Origin of the sequence: Streptomyces sp. NPDC007907 (genome assembly GCF_042959365.1) — a bacterium.
In the GTDB taxonomy this organism is placed as follows: Bacteria; Actinomycetota; Actinomycetes; order Streptomycetales; family Streptomycetaceae; genus Streptomyces; species Streptomyces indiaensis.
On the sequence record NZ_JBIBKR010000007.1, the window covers coordinates 203,570 to 225,147 of the forward strand.

At 73.3% G+C, this 21,578-nt stretch carries 21 protein-coding genes and 1 pseudogene; 12 read left to right on the forward strand and 10 right to left on the reverse strand.

All coding sequences use genetic code 11. The features are described 5' to 3' along the window. Positions 1 to 39: 39 nt before the first annotated feature. The gene (locus ACFZDI_RS28200; RefSeq protein ID WP_344368356.1) at positions 40 to 948 is read left to right on the forward strand and encodes a pseudouridine-5'-phosphate glycosidase; all 909 of its coding nucleotides are present in this window, start codon (positions 40 to 42) and stop codon (positions 946 to 948) included. After that, positions 945 to 1,955, forward strand: a complete 1,011-nt coding sequence (locus ACFZDI_RS28205; protein WP_391254124.1) for a PfkB family carbohydrate kinase — start codon at positions 945 to 947, stop codon at positions 1,953 to 1,955. The genes ACFZDI_RS28200 and ACFZDI_RS28205 overlap by 4 nt, the downstream gene beginning before the upstream one ends. 43 nt (positions 1,956 to 1,998) lie before the next feature. On the opposite strand, the gene ACFZDI_RS28210 is transcribed toward ACFZDI_RS28205, so the two are convergent. After that, a complete protein-coding gene (locus tag ACFZDI_RS28210) occupies positions 1,999 to 2,790 on the reverse strand; it encodes a methyltransferase (protein WP_391254126.1) in 792 nt (263 codons plus the stop codon). 317 nt (positions 2,791 to 3,107) lie between these two features. Here ACFZDI_RS28210 and ACFZDI_RS28215 point away from each other — a divergent pair, with 317 nt between their 5' ends. Next, positions 3,108 to 4,235 carry a CorA family divalent cation transporter gene (locus ACFZDI_RS28215; protein WP_391254128.1) on the forward strand — a complete coding sequence of 376 codons (1,128 nt, stop codon included), beginning with the start codon at positions 3,108 to 3,110 and terminating at the stop codon, positions 4,233 to 4,235. 72 nt (positions 4,236 to 4,307) lie between these two features. Here the strand turns inward: ACFZDI_RS28215 and ACFZDI_RS28220 are convergent, their stop codons facing one another. Continuing rightward, positions 4,308 to 4,736, reverse strand: coding sequence for a CBS domain-containing protein (locus ACFZDI_RS28220; protein WP_234849807.1), 429 nt, complete (start codon positions 4,734 to 4,736; stop codon positions 4,308 to 4,310). A 140-nt stretch (positions 4,737 to 4,876) separates the two neighbouring features. Further along, the gene (locus ACFZDI_RS28225) at positions 4,877 to 5,518 is read right to left on the reverse strand and encodes a uridine kinase (RefSeq protein ID WP_391254130.1); all 642 of its coding nucleotides are present in this window, start codon (positions 5,516 to 5,518) and stop codon (positions 4,877 to 4,879) included. A 140-nt stretch (positions 5,519 to 5,658) separates the two neighbouring features. On the opposite strand from ACFZDI_RS28225, the gene ACFZDI_RS28230 reads away from it, so the two are divergent. The 3 genes from ACFZDI_RS28230 (at position 5,659) to ACFZDI_RS28240 (ending at position 8,675) form a co-directional block, all read left to right on the forward strand. Then, positions 5,659 to 6,357 carry a DUF2293 domain-containing protein gene (locus ACFZDI_RS28230; protein WP_234849805.1) on the forward strand — a complete coding sequence of 233 codons (699 nt, stop codon included), beginning with the start codon at positions 5,659 to 5,661 and terminating at the stop codon, positions 6,355 to 6,357. Positions 6,358 to 6,603: 246 nt separating this feature from the next. Continuing rightward, a complete protein-coding gene (locus tag ACFZDI_RS28235) occupies positions 6,604 to 7,083 on the forward strand; it encodes an anthrone oxygenase family protein (RefSeq protein ID WP_391254133.1) in 480 nt (159 codons plus the stop codon). 101 nt (positions 7,084 to 7,184) lie between these two features. Next, the gene (locus ACFZDI_RS28240) at positions 7,185 to 8,675 is read left to right on the forward strand and encodes a glutamate synthase subunit beta (protein WP_234849803.1); all 1,491 of its coding nucleotides are present in this window, start codon (positions 7,185 to 7,187) and stop codon (positions 8,673 to 8,675) included. 44 nt (positions 8,676 to 8,719) lie between these two features. On the opposite strand, the gene ACFZDI_RS28245 is transcribed toward ACFZDI_RS28240, so the two are convergent. Further along, positions 8,720 to 9,205, reverse strand: a complete 486-nt coding sequence (locus ACFZDI_RS28245; protein WP_391254136.1) for a carboxymuconolactone decarboxylase family protein — start codon at positions 9,203 to 9,205, stop codon at positions 8,720 to 8,722. Between the two features lie 47 nt (positions 9,206 to 9,252). Between ACFZDI_RS28245 and ACFZDI_RS28250 the strand changes: the two genes are divergently transcribed. Then, positions 9,253 to 10,665, forward strand: a complete 1,413-nt coding sequence (locus tag ACFZDI_RS28250; RefSeq protein WP_391254138.1) for an aminotransferase class I/II-fold pyridoxal phosphate-dependent enzyme — start codon at positions 9,253 to 9,255, stop codon at positions 10,663 to 10,665. 37 nt (positions 10,666 to 10,702) lie between these two features. Here ACFZDI_RS28250 and ACFZDI_RS28255 read toward each other — a convergent pair whose 3' ends face one another. The 3 genes from ACFZDI_RS28255 to ACFZDI_RS28265 all read right to left on the reverse strand — a co-directional run bounded on the left by ACFZDI_RS28255 (position 10,703) and on the right by ACFZDI_RS28265 (position 12,742). Then, positions 10,703 to 11,515 carry an SAM-dependent methyltransferase gene (locus ACFZDI_RS28255; RefSeq protein ID WP_391254140.1) on the reverse strand — a complete coding sequence of 271 codons (813 nt, stop codon included), beginning with the start codon at positions 11,513 to 11,515 and terminating at the stop codon, positions 10,703 to 10,705. A gap of 111 nt (positions 11,516 to 11,626) precedes the next feature. Then, complete coding sequence (locus tag ACFZDI_RS28260) at positions 11,627 to 11,881, reverse strand: DUF397 domain-containing protein (protein WP_234849799.1); 255 nt, start codon at positions 11,879 to 11,881, stop codon at positions 11,627 to 11,629. Further along, complete coding sequence (locus tag ACFZDI_RS28265) at positions 11,882 to 12,742, reverse strand: Scr1 family TA system antitoxin-like transcriptional regulator (RefSeq protein ID WP_391254142.1); 861 nt, start codon at positions 12,740 to 12,742, stop codon at positions 11,882 to 11,884. Between the two features lie 217 nt (positions 12,743 to 12,959). Between ACFZDI_RS28265 and ACFZDI_RS28270 the strand changes: the two genes are divergently transcribed. The 3 genes from ACFZDI_RS28270 to ACFZDI_RS28280 all read left to right on the forward strand — a co-directional run bounded on the left by ACFZDI_RS28270 (position 12,960) and on the right by ACFZDI_RS28280 (position 16,352). Beyond that, on the forward strand, positions 12,960 to 13,640 hold the full coding sequence (locus tag ACFZDI_RS28270; protein WP_391254144.1) for an ATP-binding protein: 681 nt from the start codon (positions 12,960 to 12,962) through the stop codon (positions 13,638 to 13,640). Continuing rightward, complete coding sequence (locus ACFZDI_RS28275) at positions 13,637 to 14,071, forward strand: hypothetical protein (RefSeq protein ID WP_234849796.1); 435 nt, start codon at positions 13,637 to 13,639, stop codon at positions 14,069 to 14,071. The genes ACFZDI_RS28270 and ACFZDI_RS28275 overlap by 4 nt, the downstream gene beginning before the upstream one ends. 325 nt (positions 14,072 to 14,396) lie before the next feature. Next, the gene (locus ACFZDI_RS28280; RefSeq protein WP_391254147.1) at positions 14,397 to 16,352 is read left to right on the forward strand and encodes an ATP-binding cassette domain-containing protein; all 1,956 of its coding nucleotides are present in this window, start codon (positions 14,397 to 14,399) and stop codon (positions 16,350 to 16,352) included. Positions 16,353 to 16,361: 9 nt separating this feature from the next. Here the strand turns inward: ACFZDI_RS28280 and ACFZDI_RS28285 are convergent, their stop codons facing one another. Further along, positions 16,362 to 16,544, reverse strand: a complete 183-nt coding sequence (locus ACFZDI_RS28285; protein ID WP_234850778.1) for a hypothetical protein — start codon at positions 16,542 to 16,544, stop codon at positions 16,362 to 16,364. 449 nt (positions 16,545 to 16,993) lie between these two features. On the opposite strand from ACFZDI_RS28285, the gene ACFZDI_RS28290 reads away from it, so the two are divergent. Then, a complete protein-coding gene (locus tag ACFZDI_RS28290; RefSeq protein WP_391254149.1) occupies positions 16,994 to 17,947 on the forward strand; it encodes an endonuclease/exonuclease/phosphatase family protein in 954 nt (317 codons plus the stop codon). A 106-nt stretch (positions 17,948 to 18,053) separates the two neighbouring features. Here ACFZDI_RS28290 and ACFZDI_RS28295 read toward each other — a convergent pair whose 3' ends face one another. Continuing rightward, a complete protein-coding gene (locus ACFZDI_RS28295) occupies positions 18,054 to 19,946 on the reverse strand; it encodes an FUSC family protein (protein ID WP_391254151.1) in 1,893 nt (630 codons plus the stop codon). Positions 19,947 to 20,307: 361 nt separating this feature from the next. Between ACFZDI_RS28295 and ACFZDI_RS28300 the strand changes: the two are divergent. Further along, a pseudogene (locus ACFZDI_RS28300) lies at positions 20,308 to 20,682 on the forward strand (expansin EXLX1 family cellulose-binding protein); the annotation flags it as partial. Here ACFZDI_RS28300 and ACFZDI_RS28305 read toward each other — a convergent pair. Beyond that, positions 20,669 to 21,463, reverse strand: a complete 795-nt coding sequence (locus ACFZDI_RS28305) for a nucleotidyltransferase domain-containing protein (RefSeq protein WP_391254152.1) — start codon at positions 21,461 to 21,463, stop codon at positions 20,669 to 20,671. The pseudogene ACFZDI_RS28300 and the gene ACFZDI_RS28305 sit on opposite strands and share 14 nt — an antisense overlap. Positions 21,464 to 21,578: the final 115 nt, after the last annotated feature.

Here is a 21,578-nt window from a genome sequence, read left to right on the forward strand (position 1 = left end):
TGAGGGAGGACGACTGACCGACTGACAGGAGGCAGGCGCGTGGTGCTGGTGGTGTCCGAGGAAGTGCGGGAGGCGATCGACGCGGGCCGGCCCGTCGTGGCCCTGGAATCCACGATCATCGCGCACGGGCTCCCCCGGCCGCGCAACCTCCAGGTGGCCCTGGAGCTGGAGGCGGTCGTGCGGCAGGAGGGCGCGGTGCCCGCCACGATCGCCGTGCTGGACGGGCGTCCTTGCGTGGGCCTGGACAAGGAGCAGCTGGAGCGGGTCGCGAACGAGGACGGCATCCGCAAGCTCGGCCACCGTGACCTGCCGCTCGCGGTGGCGTCCGGGGCGAGCGGGGCGACCACGGTGTCGGCGACGGCCCTGCTGGCGGCGCTGGCGGGCGTGCGGGTCTTCGCGACGGGCGGGCTCGGCGGGGTGCACCGGGAGTGGACGGTGACGCAGGACGAGTCGGCCGACCTGGGACTGCTGGCGCGTACGCGCATCACGGTGGTGTGTGCCGGGGTGAAGTCGATCCTGGACGTGCCGGCGACCCTGCAGCGGCTGGAGACGCTGGGGGTCGCCGTGGCCGGGTACGGCACCGGCCGGTTCCCCGGCTTCTACCTCTCCGACTCCGGGCATCCGGTGGACTGGACGCTGGAGACGCCGGAGCAGGTGGCGGCCGTCATGCGGGGACAGGACGCCCTGGGCGGGCCGGAGTCGGCGCTGATCGTCGCCAACCCCGTCCCCGAGGAGGAGCAGCTCGATCCGGAGCTGCACGCGCGCGTGCTCGCGGACGCGCTGCACGCGTGCGAGGAGGAGGGCATCACCGGCCAGGCGGTCACGCCCTTCCTGCTCGACTACCTGGTGCGGCACACGGACGGCGCCTCCCTCAGCGCCAACCTGGCCGCGGTCCGGGGGAACGTACGCCTGGCCGCACGGATCGCGGCGGCCCGGGCCCGGGGATGACGACGGCCGGCGGCACGGGGCGGGGAGGGGGAACGGGCTCCGGGCCAACGGGCTTCGGGGCTACGGGCTCCGGGAGGACGCCCCCGGGAGGCCCGGGCGTGACAGCCGGTGCGGGATTGCTGGTCGTCGGGGACGTCATCACGGATGTCGTCGCACGGCACGCCGGGCCGCTCTCGGCCGGCACGGACACCGCTGCATCGATCCGGACGGTGGCCGGCGGTGCGGGCGCCAACGTGGCGTGCTGGGCGGCCCACCGGGGAGCGGCGGACGTGCGGCTGCTCGGACGGGTCGGGACGGATGCGGCCGCCTGGCACGAACGGGAGCTGGTAGCCCAGGGGGTGCGTCCGCAGCTCGTCGTGGACCCGTTGGTGCCGACCGGCACGGTGATCTGCATGGTCGACGGCGGCGCCTCGGCGGAGCGGACGTTCCTCACCGACGGCGGCGCGTCGGTGCGGCTCGGACCCGCCGACTGGTCGGACGCGCTGCTCGACGGCGTTTCCCGGCTGCACCTCTCGGGCTACCTGCTGTTCTCCGAGCCGAGCCGGGCCCTGGTGACGGTGGCCCTCGACGCCGCACACGCTCGTGGGGTGCCGGTGAGCATGGACCCCGCTTCGGCCGGCTTCCTCGCGGAGCTGGGCGCCGAGCGGTTCCTTGCGCTCGTCGAGGGCGTGGACGTACTGCTGCCGAGCCGGGACGAGGCGTGCCTGCTGACGGGGCGGGCGGACGCGGCCGAGGCGGCTGCCGAGCTGAGCCTGCGCGTGCCGCTGGTCGTCGCCAAGCAGGGCCACGAGGGGGCACTCGTGGCCCGCGAGGGGAAGGTGAGCGCCCGCGTTCCGGCCGTACCCGCGACCCCTCGGGACACCACGGGGGCCGGTGACGCCTTCACCGGCGCGTTCCTCGCCGCCCTGCTCGCGGGTGCCACGCCGGAGGACGCCGCGGCGGAGGGCTGCCGGGCGGGCGCGCGAGCGGTGGAGCGGGTGGGCGGCAGACCGCCCGCGCCGGACTGACCCGGTCACGTCACCTGACCCGGGTACCTCACCCCGCCGCCCGCTACTGCTTGCGCCCCCACGCCGAGATCATCGGTGCCGTCGTCAGATCGAGCACACCGGACGTGACGTTCTCCAGGTGCCGGTCGATGTCCTGGTCCGTGGCGTGGCCGGCGCTCACGAGCTGGTCGCGGATCTGGCGCATCGTGACGGACTCAAGCGCCGCGCAGGCCGGTGAGGCGAGGGGGAAATAGGCGTCGGCGTGCACTCCGGTCAGCCCGGCGTCCCGCAGCAGCCGCGGCAGGGTGCGGCCGCAGGGCAGATCGGTCCCGCGATCGGCGAGCAGTCGGCGAAAGCCCTGCCGCAGCCGGTTCGCGAGCTGCTGCTCGGGGCCGTACTCGTCGGGGCAGAGAAGGGGCTGCAAGGCGGGATCGGCGTCCTCGACGAGGAGGCGCCCGCCGGGACGCAGTGCCTTGACCATGGACCGCAGCGCCCGTTGCCGGTCGGTCACATGGACGAGGGCGAGGCGGGCGTGCACCAGGTCGAAGCCCTCACCGGGCGGTTCCTGCGCGTCGAGGTCGTGGGCCCGCACCTCGACGGGGGGCCGGGCGGCGGGGGCGAGCCGTGAGGGGTCGGTGTCGGTCGCGACGACGCGGCCGGTCGGGCCGACCTTCTTGGCCAGCCAGGACACCACGGTGGTGCCCGCGCCGACCTCCCAGCACCGCCAGCCGGATCCGATGCCGAGCGCTTCGAGGTGCCGGAACGTCGTGGGGTCGAAGAGAGCGGCGAAGGCACTGAAGTGCTCCGCCGCCTCGGTCTGCCGGTTGTCCAGGAGGTGCCCGTCGGTTCGCATCATGCACTGATCATCCCAGTTGTCCGACTTATCCGTACTCGTCGACGCTCCGGCACGTACAACCGCGTAGACGCTCCGGCACGGACAACCGCCTCGATGCTTTCGCGACGGAGAAGCGCCATACCCGGACCTGACTGAGAACCGCCCGGCCCGGGCATGCGTCGATACGGCAGAACGGAGGAGCCGAGACATCGGCGCGCGGTTCGTCCACAGCCGGGAACCAAGCGGAACGGGCCGTTTCCACAGGCTTACCCGCAGCTCACGCGGGCCTGGCAGACTGGCGCGCCAAGGCGCAGGAAGTTCCACGCAAGGAGAGCCGGATGTCCATGGCAGGGAATCTGCGGAAGGTCACGAGCCTCGGCGGGGTCGGCGGTCTTCGCAAGGTGGCCAGGCTGGCCCGGCGTCGCCCGCGTGTCGACCTGAGTCACCCGGCCCGGTCCCCGCTGGGCTCCTCCGTGGTGAACTGCGTGACGTACCGGGACGGCGTCCGCATTCCCGCGGGCGGCGATCTGGTGGACACCGTGGAGCGGGTACGCAAGCACCGGGAGGGCTTCGTCTGGCTCGGCCTTCACGAGCCCACCGACCAGGAGTTCGCGGGCATCGCCGAGCTCTTCGACCTGCACCCGCTGGCCGTCGAGGACGCGATCGAGGCCCACCAGCGCCCCAAGCTGGAGCGCTACGGCGAGACGCTCTTCGCCGTGTTCAAGACGGTCTGCTACGTCGAGCACGAGGAGCTGACGGCCACCAGCGAAGTGGTGAACACCGGCGAGATCATGGTGTTCGTCGGCGCGGACTTCGTGATCACGGTGCGACACGGCCGGCACGGCTCACTGGGCCCGCTGCGCGAGGAACTGGAGTCCGATCCCGGCCAGCTCGCCAAGGGCCCGTCGGCGGTGCTGCACGCACTCGCGGACCATGTGGTCGACGACTACCTGACGGTCACGGACTCGGTGCAGGCGGACATCGACCAGGTCGAGACGGACGTGTTCTCGCAGTCCGGCGCGCGGACCGACCCGGGGCGCATCTACCAGCTCAAGCGTGAACTGCTCGAACTTAAGCGGGCGGTGGTGCCGCTCAGCCGGCCGCTGGAGGATCTCGCCACGCGGCCGATCCGGGCGGTCGATCCGGAGATACAGGCGTACTTCCGCGACGTCTCGGACCATCTGCTGCGGGCGAAGGATCAGATCGCCGCCTTCGACGAACTGCTCAACTCGATCCTCCAGGCGCACCTCGCGCAGGTCACGGTCGCGCAGAACGAGGACATGCGGAAGATCACCGCATGGGCCGCGATCGTCGCCGTGCCGACGATGGTCTGCGGGGTCTACGGCATGAACTTCGACCACATGCCCGAGCTGCACTGGCGCTACGGCTACGGCATGGTCATCGGCGTCATATCCGCCGCGTGTCTCGCCCTGTACCGGGGGTTCCGGCGCAGCGGCTGGCTCTGAGGCGGCCGGGTCGGGTGCGGCGCCACGGGCCGCCTGCGGGGTGATCCGCGCGGCCGGCGCAAGGCGGGTCGCTCAGTGCATGGCGGTCGTGGAGTAGACGCTCTCCGCCCAGGAGGCGATCTGGTCCTTCGCCAGATGCCGGGCGAGGTCGGCTTCGCTGATCATGCCGACGAGGCGCTTGTCCCGGATCACGGGCAGCCGGCGAATCTGGTGCTCCCGCATCTCGCGGAGCACCTCGCCGACATCGGCGTCGGCGTCGATCCAGCGGGGCGTGCCCTTGGCCATCTCACCGGCGGTGACCCTGGCGGGGTCGTGCCCCATGGCGACGCAGCCGACCACGATGTCGCGGTCGGTGAGGATGCCGCAGAGCCGCTCGTTCTCGTCGCTGATGGGCAGGGCTCCGACGTTCAGCTCGCGCATGAGCTGGGCGGCGCGGTCGAGGGTCTCGTGGGCGGGGATCCATTGGGCGCCGCGGTGCATGATGTCTCCGGCGGTGGTCATGGAGTACCTCCCGGTGCCGGACGGCCGGCGCGGAGCGGGACGCACCGCGAGTCCCGGCGCCCCTCATTCTCGTCGCGCCACCGGACGCCCGCACACGCAAGCGGGGCTGCCCAAGGGCGGTACCCGGCACCGGCCATGCCTCAGCCGCCCCATGCCGGATGGCGCGGATCGTCGGCCCGCACCAGGACGTCCGCCGTCTCCGCCGGATCCGTCTCGTGCTCGTAGCGCTCGAAGGCGGCCAGGGTCCAGTGCTCGGCCTCGGGGGTGCGGCGGCGCAGGGCGCCCCGGGAGAGGAGGACGTGGACGCTCAGATCGAAGGGGAACCAGTGCCGAAGGAGGAACGGCCCGTGCATCAACAGCACGCCGCCGGGCGGGAGTTCGACGTACGGGCTGCGGGTCGCGCGGTCGGCGGCCGGGTCCCACAGGTCGGGCAGCACACGGCCGGTGCCGTCGGCTTCCAGCGGACCGAACACCTCACGCCACAGGGCGCCCGTGTCGTACCAGCCGCTGTAGTAGGCCTCGACGTCCTGGTGGCCGTACTCCAGTCGTACCGAGGCGGGGCGCAGAAAGCCCGCCGTGCCCACGACGAGCGAGGAGCGGCCGCGTATGCGCAGCGCCTCGGAGACACGGTGGGCGAGGTCCCCGGGGCGAGCGGCCGGGGCACCATCGAAGGCGATGCGCGGCCAGGGGCTGCCGTCGGCGGGCTTCAGATCGAGCAGGCGCTCGGCGAGCCGGTCGCCGAGCCGTTCCCAGGTGATCGCTTCGAGTCGCACACCGCCCATGATGCGTCAGGCCGTGGCCGGAGGTGTTCCGCTGCCTCGCTGGGAATTGTCCGGACCACCTGGCACTTGGACCACCTGGATCGTCCGGATTCATCACGTCCTGCGTACTTCGCGCCGCCGTCATGGGGAATGAACAGGTCATGGTCCCCCGCGCCTCGCTTCCGCCCCACACCGGGCTTCTCGTCTTCCAGCCCCTCAAGCGGCGGCACTGCGGCGAGTGCCGCCGCGGGCCACTGCCGCTGCTGGTCCTCGAGGACGGCGCCCCGCGCTGCCTCGACTGCGCCGACCTCGCCCATCTGGTGTTCCTGCCGAGCGGCGACACCGCGCTGACCCGCAGGTCGCGGGAGGAGAGCGCACTGTCGGCGGTGGTCGTGCGGTTCAACCGGCGCAAGAGCCGCTACGAGCGGCAGGGTGTCCTGGTCGAGGAGGCGGCGCTCGCCCGGGCCGAGCAGCGCTGCCTCGCGGACGCGGAGGCGAGACGGCGACGCCGGGTGCGGGACGCGCGGCGGCGGGCGGCGCAGGACGCCCTGTTCGCCCAGGAGTTCGCCGTGGAGATACTCCGGCTCTTCCCCGGGTGCCCGGCCGACCGGGCGCGGGCCATCGCCCTGCACGCTTCGGAGCGGGGCAGTGGACGGGTGGGCCGCAGCGCGGCGGGGCGTGCGCTGACCGAGGGCGCGGTGACCTCGGCGGTCGTGGCGTCCGTACGGCACCTGGACACGCCGTACGACCGACTGCTGATGAGCGGCGTGCCGCGGCACGAGGCGCGGCGGCGGATCGCGGCGGCGGTGGCGACGGTGCTGGGGGGATGGACGGGGGAGGGGCTCGGTTCCGCGGGGTGAGGTAACGCCCCCGAGGCGCAGTGCCGCCGCACGGCCGCCCCACCGTTCTCATGAACAGCGGGCAGCGAGGCGACGGGTGAGCGGTCGACCGGCGGAGCGTGCGGACGCGGGCTGCTTGCGCGTGGGCCCTGGACGTCCGCTTATGGCCCCGCGCCGCTCGGCCATGGTCACGGTGCCCGTACGGAATTTCACTTGTGGTGAGAAAGGGTGCCGGGCAGGATCCCGGCTCGACGGGCGGGAGAGGACATGATCGACGGACCGTACTTCGTGCTGACGGTGCTGGGGGTGCTCGGGACCGGCCTGGTGGCCGGGGTGTTCTGCGGGTTCTCGACCTTCGTCATGCGGGGCCTCGGCATGCTGCCGCCCGCACAGGGGGTCGCCGCGATGAAGGCGATCAACGTGGCCGCGGTGACTCCGCCGTTCATGGTCGTGTTCCTCGGGTCGGCCGTGCTGTGTGCGGTGATCGCCGTGGTGACGTTCGTGCTGTGGCCCGACGAGGGGACGGTGGAGCTGCTGGTGGGCAGCGCCCTGTACCTGTTCGGGTCGTTCGGGCTGACCATGGTCGCGAACGTGCCGCGCAACGACGAGCTGGCCGGGCACGATCCGAACACGCCGGAAGCGGCGGCGTACTGGCCGGTCTACCTGCGCGAATGGACGCTGTGGAACCACATCCGCACGGCCGCGTCGGCCGGGGCGGCGCTGGCGTACGTGCTGGCGCTCACCTGACCCCACGGCCTGCCCACCGACCGTGCCCCGCGCGACGGGCACCGGCCGGGAGGCGGACGTATCGTGGCGAGAAGCGACACGCGCACGCAAGGAAGACGGCCATGGCCGATCCCAAGGGTTTCATGACCACGCCGCGCCAGGACTGGCCGCGCAGGCCGGTCGAGGAACGGGCGCGGGACTGGGACGAGGTCTATGTCCCCGGGGCGCTGCTGCCGATCATCAGCAAGCAGGCCGGCCGTTGCATGGACTGCGGCATCCCCTTCTGCCACGACGCCTGCCCGCTGGGCAATCTGATCCCGGAGTGGAACGACCTGGTCTCCAGAGAGGACTGGCGGGCGGCCTCCGACCGGCTGCACGCCACGAACAACTTCCCGGAGTTCACCGGCCGCCTGTGCCCGGCCCCGTGCGAGGCGGGGTGTGTGCTGGCGATCAACCAGCCGGCCGTCACCATCAAGAACGTCGAGTGCGCGATCGCCGACCGGGCCGTGGAGGAGGGCTTCGCGCCGCCGAGGCCGCCGGAACGGCTGTCCGGCAAGACGGTCGCGGTGATCGGCTCGGGCCCGACCGGGCTGGCCGCGGCCCAGCAGCTGACGCGGGCCGGGCACACGGTCGCCGTGTATGAGAGGGACGACCGGCTCGGCGGGCTGATGCGGTACGGCATCCCCGCGTTCAAGATGGAGAAGCACCATCTGGAGCGGCGGCTGGAGCAGATGCGGGCCGAGGGGACGAAGTTCAGGACGTCGACCGCGGTGGGGCGGGACGTCGGGGCCGAGGAGCTGCGGACCCGTTACGACGCCGTGGTGCTCGCGACCGGGGCGACCGCGTGGCGTGAACTGCAGGTGCCGGGGCGGGAGCTGACGGGGATCCACCAGGCGATGGAGTATCTGCCCCTGGCCAACCGGGTGCGTGAGGGTGATCTGGAGACGTCTCCGCTGTCGGCCGCGGGGAAGCACGTGGTCATCGTCGGCGGGGGTGACACCGGTGCGGACTGTCTGGGTACGGCGGTCCGGGAGGGTGCGGCGTCCGTGACCCAGCTGGACATCTACGCGTTGCCGGATGCGGAGCGCGACGAGGACACCGAGCCCTGGCCGACGTATCCGATGCGGGTCTACCGGCTGTCCGCCGCCCATGAGGAGGCCCGGGACCTGCGGACCGCCCCGGTCGCGCACGCGGACGCGCGGCTGTTCGCGGCGTCCACGCTGCGCTTCGACGGTGACGCGCAGGGGCGGGTGCGGTCGCTGCACCTGGTCGAGGTGGACGCGCGGCGCCGCCCGGTGGAAGGCACCGGGCGGACGCTCCCCGCCGACCTCGTGCTGCTCGCCCTCGGCTTCTCCGGACCCGACCGCGAGGACGGGCTCGTGGACCAGCTGGGGCTGACCTTGGAGCCCCGCGGGACGATCGCGCGGGACTCCGGTTTCGCCACGAACGTGCCCGGGGTGTTCGCCGCGGGGGACGCGGCCCGGGGTCAGTCGCTCATCGTGTGGGCGATCGCCGAGGGCCGGGCGGTGGCGGCCGCCGTCGACCGTCATCTGACGGGCAGCTCAAGACTCCCGGCACCGATCGGCCCGTACGACCGGCCCATGGCGGTGTGACGCCCCAGCCGCCCGGCCCCCGGTGGGCCCGGCCCCCGCCGGTCTCACCGCTCGTCCGTCCCCGCCACCTTCGCCGTCGACAGTGCCACCCGGTTCCACGTGTTGATCGTGCAGATCAGAGCGATGACCTGGGCGAGTTCCCGCTCGTCGAACCGTGCGGCCGCCTGCGTGTACACGTCGTCCGGGACGCCGGCGTCGGCGACGAGGGTCAGCGCGTCCGTGAGTGCGAGGGCGGCCTGCTCCCGTTCGGTGAAGAAGTGGCGGGCCTCGCGCCACACGGCGACCATGTGCAGCCGGTCCTCGCTCTCGCCGGCCTTGCGGGCGTCTTTGGTGTGCATGTGAAGGCAGTACGCACAGTGGTTGAGGTGCGAGGAGCGGATCTGGACGAGTTCGACGAGGGCCGGGTCGAGGCCCTCGCGTGCGGCGGCGTCGAAGGCGATGAGGGCCCGGAAGGCCTTCGGGGCCGAGGTGCCGAAGTTCAGCCGGTGCGTGGCCACTTGGGTTCCGTTCGTGCTCGTGTTCGTCGTCATGTCCTACAACCTACGAGCCGGAAAGACCCGTTGTAGGGTGCATTTCCATGGTGGATTCGTGGGTCAATGCGGCGGAGCGGATCGGGTCCGACCTGCATCTGGAGCTGACCGGGCCGGGCGGTCGCCGGGCGGCGCTGATCCGGGCCCTGCGCGAGGCCGTCCGCAGCGGGCGGCTCGCTCCGGGCACCCGGCTGCCGCCGTACCGCTCGCTCGCGGCGGACCTCGGTGTCGCCCGCAACACGGTGGCGGACGCCTACGCGGAGCTCGTCGCGGAGGGCTGGCTCACCGCACGGCAGGGCTCGGGCACGCGGGTGGCGGAGCGGGCGGAGCCGTTGCGGTCGGCCGCGCGCGTGCCCGTGAAGGCACCTCCCCGCGCGCGCGGCCCCCGGCACGACCTGACGCAGGGCACCCCGGACGCCTCGGCCTTCCCGCGCACCGCCTGGCTGGCCTCCTACCGGCGGGCCCTGCAGCAGGCGCCCAACGAGGTGTTCGGGCCGGGCGACCCGGCGGGGCGGCTCGAACTGCGGGAGGCACTCACGGAGTACCTGGCACGCGCCCGGGGCGTGCGGACCGCGCCGGACCGGATCGTGATCTGCTCCGGTTTCGCGCACGCGCTGCGGCTGCTGTTCGGCGGCGGCGTCCTGCGCGGACCCCTGGCGGTGGAGGCGTACGGCCTCGGCTTCCACCGGGAGATCCTGGCCGCGGCCGGAGCACGGACCGTGCCGCTCCCCCTCGACGAACACGGCGCCCGGGTGGACCGGTTGGGGCGCGAGCGGGCGGTCCTGCTGACGCCGGCGCACCAGTTCCCGACCGGTGGTCCGCTGCACCCCGCGCGCCGGGCCGCCGTGATCGACTGGGCACGCACGCGGGGCGGGCTGGTCCTGGAGGACGACTACGACGGCGAGTTCCGCTACGACCGCAAGCCGGTCGGCGCCGTCCAGGGGCTCGACCCGGAGCACGTGATCCACATCGGCTCGGTGAGCAAGAGCCTGTCGCCGGCGGTGCGGCTGGGCTGGATGGTGCTCCCGGCGCGGTTCGTCGGCGCCGTACTGGACGCCAAGGGCGAGCGCGAGGCGTGGGCGAGCGTCCTCGACCAGCTGAGCCTGGCGGACTTCATCGGCTCGGGGGCGTACGACCGGCATGTGCGGCGGATGCGCCAGCGCTATCGCGGCCGCCGGGACCGGCTCGTCGCGGCGCTCGCCGAGCACGCGCCGCACGTCGTGGCCACCGGTGTCGCGGCCGGGCTGCACGCGGTGCTGCGGCTTCCGCCCGGCACCGAGGCGTCGGCGGTCAAGGCCGCCGCCTGGCAGGGCGTCGCCCTCGACGGTCTCGCGGCGTTCCGGCATCCGGAGACGGACATGCCGGTGGACGACGGACTGGTCGTGGGGTACGCGACCCCCTCCGAGCATGCCTACGGACCGGCCCTGGAGGCCCTGTGCGGAGCACTGCCGCCGCCGTGACCGGCCCGAAGCGGACCCCTGGAAGACCCCGGAGTGCCTAGGCCTTGCGCCCGACCGCCCCGTACCCCGGGATCACCCCGTCGTCCTGTCCGGGCACGGGCTCGCCCAGCTCGGGGTGCCAGCGGTGGGGCACCTCGACGCCGGGCTCGACGAGGTCGAGGCCGTCGAAGAAGCGGGTGAACTCCTCACGGGAGCGCAGGGCCAGCGTGACGCCCGCGGCGCGCAGCTTCGCGGTGGCCGCCTCGGACTCCTCCGGGGTGAAGTCGGCGGTCGCGTGGGTCATCACCAGGTAGCTGCCGGAGGGCAGTTCGGAGAGCAGCCGGCGGACCAGGTCGTGGGCGCCCTCCTCGTCGGAGACGAAGTGCAGCAGCGCGACGAGCGACAGGGCGACGGGGCGGCCGAAGTCCAGGATTTTCCTCGCGCCCTCCAGGATGGCGTCCGGGTCGCGCACGTCGGCCTGGAGGTACTCGGTCGCGCCCTCGTCCGCTCCGCGCAGCAGGGCCGCCGCGTGGGCCAGGACGATGGGGTCGTTGTCGCAGTAGACGACCCGGGCTCCGGGCGCGGTCTCCTGGGCGACCTGGTGGAGGTTGGGCTCGGTCGGGATGCCGGTGCCGATGTCCAGGAACTGCCGCACGCCGTTGCGGGCCAGCCAGCGCGTGGCCCGGTGCATGAACGCGCGGTTGACCCGTGCCATCACCGGCACCCGGGGATCGAGGGTGAGCATCTGCCGGCCCATCTCCTCGTCGACCGGGTAGTTGTCCTTGCCGCCGAGGTACCAGTCGTACATCCGCGCGGGATGGGGTCTGGTCGTGTCGATCTGGGCGGCCGGTGTGGGGTTCTGCCCGGTCATGAGGCACTCCGTAGGACACAGGGGGCGGTCAATTCAGCACCACTGTAGGAAAGTTGAACCAGAACAACGGCAGGTCGGGAAGTGTGCGACCGCGAGAACGGCGGCAGTTCATCAGGACAGCAGGAAGTCCGCCTGCCCCGACTTCGCCCCCTCTATGAAGGCCGTCATCTCGTCGGTCGTGTAGATCAGCGCCGGCCCGTCCGGGTCGGTGGACTGACGGAGGGCGATCCGGCCGTCGGCGAGTTTCATCGCCTCCAGGCAGTTGCCTCCGTTTCCGCCGCTCCACGGCTTGTGCCAGCCTTCGCTGCCCAAGTCACGCGCGGGCATGCCGTTGTAGACGTGTTTGCGCGGCTTGATGCGATCCATTCACAGCTCCTTGCGGAGATCCCGGAGGATCTCCTTCGTGCGATGTGCCGTAGCGGCCTGCGCCGCCATGCGGTCCATGACCTCGAGGTGGGTCGCCACTTCGGCGCGCGCGTCGAGATAGACCGCGCCGGTCAGGTACTCGCTGTAGACCATGTCCGGCAGTTCGGGCATGGCGAATCGGAACAGCACGAACGGCCCGTACGTACCCGGGTGGGGCCCGTTGGCGAACGGGGCGACCTGGAGTGTCACGTTGGGCAGCTGCGTGGCGTCGAGCAGCCTGCCGATCTGGGCGCGCATCACCTCCGGGCCACCGGCCGGGCACCGCAGCGCGGTCTCGTCCATCACGACCCACAGCCGGGGCGCGTCCTCGCGGGTGAGCAGGTCCTGGCGCTGCATACGCAGGGCGACATGGCGCTCGATGTCGTCGGGCCGGGTCTGGCCGATGGCGCCCGACCGCAGCACCGCGCGCGCGTAGTCCTCGGTCTGCAGCAGTCCGGGGACGAAATGGGGCTCGTAACTGCGGATGACACTGGCCGCGCCCTCGAGGCTCACGTACATCGAGAACCAGCCGGGCAGGACGTCATGGAAACGCTGCCACCAGCCGGGCCTGTTGGCCTCCTCGGCCAGCTGGACGAAGGCCTCGGCCTCCTCGTCGGAGATTCCGTACGCCTTGAGGAGCAGTTGCAAGTACGGGATTTTGAGTGCGACCTCGGCCATCTCCATGCGGCGGACCGTGGCGGGGGCGACGCGGAGAATGCGCGCGGCCTCCTCGCGCTTCAACCCGGCGTGCTCCCTCAGGTCCAACAGGCGGCGGCCGAGGACGACCTGACCGACCGTCGGTGCGGACCGCGGTTCACTCACGCTCCACCTCCAGGAAGAGTTCTGACGAGCCGGTCACAAAAGAACGCCGACAGCCCGGCGGCGCCATTCGAGGACCTTTTTCGAAGAGCTGATCCGAACACACGCTTCGAACGAATCTTCGACGATCTCAACTGGCGCCGCGCGAGGTGCTGTTGCGAGCAGTGTGCCATGGCCTTCCAGACCGTCACACAGCACTCTGCAATTTTCAGAGTGACACTTGCCAAGTGTTCACGGCGCGGCGATAGTGGCAAGCGTGATTCCGTCCGCGCCCTTAGGAACAGACGCCGCGCGAGCCCCTTTCAGGCTCGGCGCCGCCACGGGAGAGGTCCCCCTCGGGGCCGCTGCCGAGCGCCGGTTCCGTTTCGAGCTGGCCGCACACCCGGGTTCTCCCGCACAGGCCAGACGCCTGACGCGGGCCCGGCTGACGGGCTGGTCGGTGTGCGAGGACACGTGCGACAGCGCGGCCCTGGTGGTGTCCGAGCTGGTCACCAACGCCATCGTGCACACGGCGAGCACCCACATAGTGTGCGAGCTGCACGACGGCGCCGACCTGGTGCGGATAGCCGTGCGCGACGAAGGCTGCGCTCCCGGCCAGCCCCACGCCGCCAGCCGGACACAGCCCGAGGAGGAGCACGGGAGGGGACTGCTCCTCGTCGACGCTCTGTGCCGGTCCTGGGGTGCCCAGGAGGACGGCCCCGGACTGCTGGTCTGGGCCGAGCTGCCGCGCACGGAACTCCCGCACGATCAGGCCGATCCCAGGGACGACCTGGGCTGGGGCGCCCGCCCCAAGCGGGACCCGTCCGACGACTCCGACGACGCCGCCCACCAGGCACGCCACACGCGCGGAGCGCCGGAGGTGCCCCGTCAGGGGCGCCGCCGAGAGCGGGGACACGCGTGAGCCCCGCACCGGGAGGCCGTGTGCTGAGCCTGGACACGCTGCTGCGCGTCCGCCGCGGGCTGCGGACACCCGGCCCGGTCCTGCGGCTGCCCGTACCCGACGGCATGACGGCCCCGCTCGGGTGCGACGCCATCGCCGTCCCCGCCCGTCTCGGCCCGCCGGTCATGCCGCGGCTGCCCCGCGTGGGCTGCGTCTACGCCGACGAGACGCACTGGTGGTGGCTGGTGCCGTCCGACTCCGACCACGCCCTGGAGTGGCCCGCCCCGGCGCGCTACGTCACCGGTGCGCTCGTGCCGGACCTGCCGGAGCTTCCGGACCTGATCCACCGCCCGGACGGCAGCCTTCCGTACACCCCGCCGATCCCCCTGTACCTGGCTCTGTGCCGCGAGACGGGGACGGCACCGTCCTGGTCACGTCAGGTCAGCGCGTAGACGAAGCCGGCCTGCCCCGGCAGCCCGACCTCCGCCCGGACCGCGTGAGCACCACCGATCCCCGACACCGGCGCGCACCCGACAGCCCCGCCGGGACGCGCCCCCGCGACGCCTGATCCCGCACCCCCGCCGCATCGTGTCCCGCGGCGCACCCCGCCACCCCCGCACCACCCCGCACCCCCGCGCCACCCCGCACCTCTCCCGGCCCGGTCGTGCGCCCGCGCGCATCCGGCGCCCCGGGCTGCGCCCTGCCCGGGCCGGTGCCCGCCCCGCGATAGTGGCCGTTCGTTCAGCAGCGGGCCCGAGCGGGGGAGGTCGGTCGACCGTGGGGAAGAAGCGGACCGCGCCGGAGGTGTCCGAGTCGGAGCGGCTGCTCTTCGGCGGGCCGCTGCGCTACGACATGGGATGGAACAGCCACGCCGACGCGTTCCTGGAGCTGAACTTCCGCGCCATGCTCACCCGGCTGCCGTCCCTGCTCGCGGCCAGCCTCCGGCTCGCCCGGCAGGCGGACCGGAGCGCCGCGCGGATCGTGCTGGCCGCCGAGGCGGGCCGGGGTGTCGCGCAGGCGGTGAGCCTGCTCGCGGTGAACAGCGTGCTGGCCCGGCTGATGGGCGGCGGCCCGATCGGCGACCGTCTGCACGGAGCCGTACCCGCCCTGGTCACCGTGGCGGCCGTGATGTTCCTCGCCGCGCTGCTGCGGGCCGCGAGCACCTACGCCACCGGCCGGCTGGAGCCCAAGGTCGAACGGGTGGCCACCGAGCGGTACCTGGAGCGGGCCGCGGCCGTGGAGCTGGCCGCGATCGAGGACCACGCCTTCCACAAGCTGCTGGACACCGCGCAGTACGGCGCCGCCTCCGCACGCCGGATGATCTCCTACGGCACGCGCGTCATCAACGCGATGATCTCGCTGGTCGCAGCGGCGGGCGTGCTGACCGTGCTGCACCCCGCCCTGCTGCCGCTGCTGGTCACGATGACCCTGCCGAGCGCCTGGAGCGCGCTGACCGTCGCCCGGCGGCGTTACGAGTCCTTCCACGCCTGGGTGCAGCACGCCCGTGCGGGCCGGCTGCTCGGCAGTCTGCTGATCGAGCCCGAGGCGGCCCCCGAGATCCGGGTGCACGGGGTGGGGTCGTTCCTGCTGCGGCACTTCCGGGCGATGTCGGAGACGGCCGAGGCCGAGCAGGCCCGCCTGGCGAGGCTCGCCGCGCGCACCGGCCTGATCGCCGCGGCATGGACGGGCCTGGCCACGGTGGCGACGTACGCGACGCTGGGCGGACTGCTGCTGGCGGGCGCGATGGCCCTGTCGGTGGCGGGTACGGCCGTGATCGCGATCCGGACCGGGTCACAGAGCCTCGACACGCTCGTCGTGGAGGTCAACGCGCTGCACGAGGAGGCGCTGTTCGTCGGCGACCTGCACCGGCTGTACACCGAGGCGGACCAGTGGGCGATCCCGGCGGGCGGCGCCCCGCTGCCGGAGGAACCGCGCGAGATCCGCTTCGAGAACGTCACCTTCCGCTACCCGGGCGAGTCCACCCGACCCGCCCTCGACGACGTGACGCTCACCCTGCCGCTGGGGCGGATCGTGGCCCTGGTCGGTGAGAACGGCTCCGGCAAGACGACCCTGGTCAAGCTGCTCGCCGGGCTCTACACACCGGAGCGGGGGCGGATCCTGTGGGACGACGTGGACGCCGCGACCGCCGACCGCAACCGCCTGGCCGAACGGATCGCGATGGTGGCTCAGGACTTCAAACGGTGGCCGTTCACGGCCCGGGTGAACGTCGCCCTGGGGCGGCCCTCGGTGCCCGTGTGCGAGGACCGGCTGGCCGCGTCGGTCGCCGAGGCGGGAGCGGAGGCGGTGATCGCGGACCTGCCGCGCGGCCTGGACACCCTGCTCGCCCGCAACTTCAGCGGCGGGCACGAGCTGTCGGGCGGCCAGTGGCAGCGGCTGGGCATCGCCCGGGCGGCCTACCGCAGGGGCCGCATCCTGATCGTGGACGAGCCGACGGCGGCCCTGGACGCCCGGGCCGAGCTGGAGGTCTTCGAGCGGATCCGGGCCCTGGCCGACAGCGGACAGACGGTCGTACTGATCACGCACCGGCTGGCGTCCGTACGGCACGCGGATCTGGTGCACGTCCTGGACCAGGGCCGGCTCGTGGAGTCGGGAACGCCGGACGAGCTGCTGGCGACCGGCGGGCTCTACGCCGAGCTGTACGCGCTCCAGGCGGAGCAGTTCGCCTCGTCGCCCGCGCCGGCCGGGAAGCTGCCGGCGCCGAAGGCGGGCTGACGGCGCGCGTCAGGCCGTGGCGTCGGCCGCGTCCCCGCTGCGCACGATCACCAGGAACATGTCCGAGGCGAGATCCATGACGACCTCGGCGGGCAGGCCCTCGCTGCGCCGTGCCTGCGCGAACTCCTCCGCAGGCCAGGAGCCTCGCGGCCCACCTGCGGGAAAGCTCTCGAGCACCGTTCGCCCGTTCACCCTGCACCTCCATGTAGCGCTGTACTCGTAGAGTTAAACGCCAACCATGGGGTGAACGGCTCGCGAAGTGACGGTTCTGAGACGTACTCGACACGCGTTCACCGCTTAGTGTGACCAGCCTCTCAGCCTCTTGGCGCATGTGTTCACTTTCCGTATCAGTCATCGCACGTGTCGTGACACCGGAGGTGCTCAAGTTCCACACGCGCATCACAGCCGACGCGGGCCTACCGATCCGCTCTTGATCGTCGTGCAGGAGGACCAGACATGCGCTGATGATGAGCTCGGCGGGACAGAGTCCGCGGCAGAAGGCGTCACCACGCCGACGTACGACGGTGTCGTAGGGCTGCACGATCCGGACCGCAGATCCCGTCACGGCTCTGTCGCGGGGCGGCCCGGGCGCGCACCCTGGCCTCACCACCACGACTGTCGGCTTCTGAAGGGGGCCCGGCATGCTCCTCGGCACGTGGAACCTGGAGAACCTCTACCGGCCCGGCGGCCCGTACGGCCCGCGGGACGAGGCCGGCTACGAGGCGAAGCTCGCCGCCCTCGCCGCCGTGATCACGGAACTCGATCCGACCGTGCTCGGTGTGCAGGAGGTCGGGGACCCGGAGGCCCTGAAGGATCTGGCCGGGATGCTCGACGACGACTGGCACGTCGCCCTGTCCGAGCACCCGGACAGCCGGGGCATAAGGGTCGGGTTCCTCAGCCGTACGGCGATGACGGTGGTGGCCGACACCCGGGCGTTCCCGGCGGAGCTGCGTCCGGTCCAGGCGGACGACTCGGGGCTGACGGCGGGGCAGGCGGGGCGGGGCGTCCTGGCGGTCGAGACCGAGGGCGGTGACGGCCCGCTGTGGGTGGCCGTCTGTCATCTGAAGTCCAAGCTGCTGTCGTATCCGAACGGCCGTTTCCAGCCTCGCGACGAGGGCGAACGCGCCCGCTACGGCGCCTACGCCCTGTACCGGCGGGCCGCCGAGGCGACGGCTCTGCGCGCCCTGGCCGACGGGTTGCTGGCCCGGGACGGGCAGGGGCGGGACGTGGCGGTCCTGGGCGACCTGAACGACGAGGTGCAGGCGGCCACCACGCAGCTCCTGCTGGGCCCGCCGGGCTCGGAGATCGGCACATCGGGCTACGGCCGGCCCGACGGGGGCGACGCCACGCGGCTGTGGGACGTGGCCGCGCTCATCCCGCCCGGGCAGCGCTGGTCCCGGGTGAACTCCGGGCGGCACGAGCTGATCGACCACGTGCTGCTGAGCCATCGTCTGGTGCACCGGGCGACGGCGGCGGGCACGGGCGTGCCCGGCGAGGGGCCGCCCGGCCTGCCCTCGGTCGGCCCCGACCCGGTGGAACGGCGGGGCGAGCCCGGGTCGGACCACGCTCCCGTGTGGGTGCGGGTCGGCGGCTGAGCAGCGTGACCGTACCGGGCGAGGCGCCGCCGCGGAGGTCCGTCGATCGCGGCGCGGTCGGTGAGCGGGTGCGTGTCCGGGAGGGCGGCCACGGGCCGGAGACCCCCTAGCCGGCGAGGGCTGTCCGGTGCGGTCGCAGGCCCACCCGGGTTCCCCGTCCGGCGAGTTCGGCGAGGACGGCCGTGAGGCGCTCCTCGTGGCGGGGCCCGATCCGGCCGGTGTCGTCGAGGTGCACGGCGCAGGCGGTCGTGGTGTCGACGAGGCGTTCGAGGAGGTCGGCCACCTCGTCCGCGCCCTCGGTGTGCCGGGCGAGGGCGGGCAGTTCGTGGGCGGCGAGCGAGATGGCCGAACGGGCCTCGGCCAGGGTGCGGTAGGCCTCGCGGCGCAGGGTCCAGCGGGTGGCGCGATGGCCGGAGGGGGTACCGGAGGTCCCGATGCGCGGGGCGCCGGCCTCGTCGAGGACATGGGTGAGGTAGGCGTACGCGGCCCGGTCCGCCGCCGCGAGCCGGGCGCGCACTCCCCCGCCGCGCTGGCCCGGCATCGGCAGGTGCCCGACGACCAGCACGATCGCGCAGGCCAGCAGCGTCTCGCCGATCCGGCCCACGGAGGCCTGGGGCTCGCCGCCGACCATGACGAGCGCGAGGACGAGGACGGTGACGACGGCGGTCTGCGCGGCGAAGTGCCGCGTGGCCACGGGTATCAGCGCGCCGCTGAGGGCGACGAGCGCGATCAGTCCTTCCGGGTGGGGCAGGAGGGCGGCGAGCCCGGCGAAGAGCAGCGCCCCGAGGACGGTCCCGGCGGCGCGGTTCAGCACGCGCGAGGCGAGCGGCCCGAGGTCGGGCTTGACCAGGAAGACGGCCGTGGCGGGCAGCCAGTACCAGTGATCGTGCTGCCCGTACCACTGGCTCCGGTGCAGGGCCTGGGCGACCGCCGAGCCGGCGCCGAAGCAGAGGGCGACGCGCAGCCCGTACTCGCGTCCGGCACTGCCGAGGACGGCGCGCAGCCGGTCCCGGGCGCTGCGGGGCCGGGTGTGCAGGTCGCCGCCCCCGCCCTGGTCGAACACCTCGGCGGCGTGCAGGAGGGCGTCGTCGAGGGCACGCAGGGCGGGCGCCGAACGGGCGGGGGCGGGAAGCGGCCCGGTGTGGGTGTTGCCGCGCACGGCGGCGGCGAGCCGACGGGGGCCCTCGGAGGCCCGCTCGGCGACGGGTTGCTCGGCCCAGGCGAGGGCGGTGGCGGCCTCCGCCAGGGGCAGGGCCGCGGCGTACTGCGCGTGCAGCCGCCGCTCGGCGGAGGAGGAGGCGTACTTCCGCAGCCGGGGCCCGGCGAGGGCGTCCTGGGCGTGGTCGAGGGCGGCGGTGAGCGCGGCCCGGCGGCGGACGGCGTCCGGACCGCCGACCGCGTCGAGCAGTTCGGCGACGGCCTCGTACACCCCGGCGACGGCCGTGCGCTCCCCGTCGAACCGGAAGTCACCGGCGAGCGAGCCGGGCGTGGGCAGGACGAGGCGCAGCACGAGCAGCCACCCCGCGCCGGCGAGGAAGGCGAGTGCCCGCTCCCCTCCGGGCTCCGGCAGGGGCATCCCGGCGCCGATCGCCGCGCCGACCAGCACCTGTGTTCCGGCGGCGGAGGCGACGGGCCCGACGGCGCTCATCCCCCCGGCGACGAGCCCGACGACCGTGAGCACCACGGTGAGGACGACCGGCCCCGTCTCCTGCCCGGCGTACGTCCCGGTCACGAGCCCCGCCGCACCGCCCAGGGCGGGCACGCCGATCCTCTTGACCGAGTGGCGCCGGCTCCCGGGCCGGTCGTTGATCCCGGCGAGCATGGCGGCGATCGCGGCGACCACGCCGAGGGAGGTGAGACCTGCCTGCACGGCCACCAGCAGGAGGGGCCCGGCGGACAGGGCGCCCCGCGTCACCGCGCTCCAGGGCACCGGCCCCCGCTGGGCACGCAGGGCGTGCGCGAGCCAGGGCGGAAGCGTCGGGGTGATGCGGCGGGACACGGTGCTCCTGTCGTCTCGGCGAGGGCAGGGGTGGGCCTTCGGGCGACGGCGGCCGGGGCGAGGTGTGGCTGTCCACGGTAGGCGGGGTTCCTGGAGGACAGGTTTCCGGAACGTGTCGGGCGCCTCGGAACCGGTGTTCTTTATGTACGCAACCAGCGGTACGCCACCGGGACACGAGCCGCGGCAACCTTTTCGCACCCGGAGGCCACTGAGGGTCTTGAGCGCGCGTTCTCCCGAACCACGCACGGACCCGAAGGACTCATCCGTGGCATTCCGATCCCACCGCCGTCCCCTCAGCAGGCGGCGCACGGCCCTGGCCCTCACGGTCGCCGCGGCGGCCGTGGGTCTCCTCGTCTCCCTCGTCGACCTCAGCAAGGAGGCCTTCGCGAAGCTCGCCGGGCTCTCCGCGGGCCGGATACCGATCACCTGGAGCTTGCAGAGCCCCGGCACGTCGCAGACCCTCTCGATCCGCTACAAGACCGGCTCCAGCAGCCACTGGTGCGGCATCCAGGCACTGGGCCACCGCAATCCGCTCGCCCGGCTGGAGGTCAGGACCGGCAGCGGCTGGACCCGGCTGCCCCGTACCGAGTACAACTACTTCCTCTCCCCCGGCGGCACCGGCTGCGGCGGCTCCCTCAGGCTCACCGACATCTACGGCGAACAGCTCACCGTCGACGGCATCGCGATCCGCCCGGACAGCGTCCAGCCGACCCGCGTCCAGTTCACCCGGCGGTGACGGCGTCCACGGCCCGGGCGAGGAGTGACTCCGTGTGGGCGACGGCCCGGGCGAGCGCGTCCGGGCCGTCCGTGAGGCCGCGCAGCACCGCGTCCACCTCCCCCAGCCCCGCCCGCGCCAGCAGTCCCTTCTCGTTGGTGACCCACTCCCCGCGCGCCGCCAGCACCGCGTGCGCGGTCTGGGTCGCGGCGAGGGCGATCGCGCCCGCGACCTGGGTGACGGCGTTCTTCGGGGCGTGTCCGGCCCGGGCGTAGGCGAGGGTGGCCGCGGCCATGCCGTGCCAGTGCTCCGGGGCGCTCTCGCGCAGGGCCCGCGGATAGGCGTCCGGACGCGGCAGTTCGCCCCGCAGCACCTTGTTGATCGCGAGTTCGGCGACGAGCAGGTACGTCGGGATGCCCGCCAGGTGGAACATGAGGGGCTCGACGCGGACGCGGCCGGCGTACGCTTCCGCCACCTCGTGCTCGACGACGTCCAGATCGCGGTAGTGGACGTCCACGCGACGGCCCTCGATCGTCAGCCAGGCCCCTCCGTTGAAGACGCCGCCGCCCCACGCGCCGATCGCGCAGACCTCGCCCTCCCAGCCGACCGCGCGCAGGTCGGCCGGGTCGAAGGCGCCCCGGTAGTAGAGCGCCAGGTCCCAGTCGCTGTCGGGCCGTTCGATGCCCTGGGCCCGGGAGCCGCCGAGCGTGACGGCCTCGACGGCGGGCAGGGCGGCCAGTCGGTCGGCGGTGGCGGCGAGGAAGGTGCGGTCGGGCAGGGAGGGGTCCGGGAGGGTGGACACGGAGGGCTCCTGGTCGGGCGGTCCTCGAGCGGGCGGGCTCCGGGGCGGACGGGGCAGCGGACAGACGAGTCCTGCTGCGACGGGTGCCGGGGCGGACGCGTCCCGGGCAGCGTAG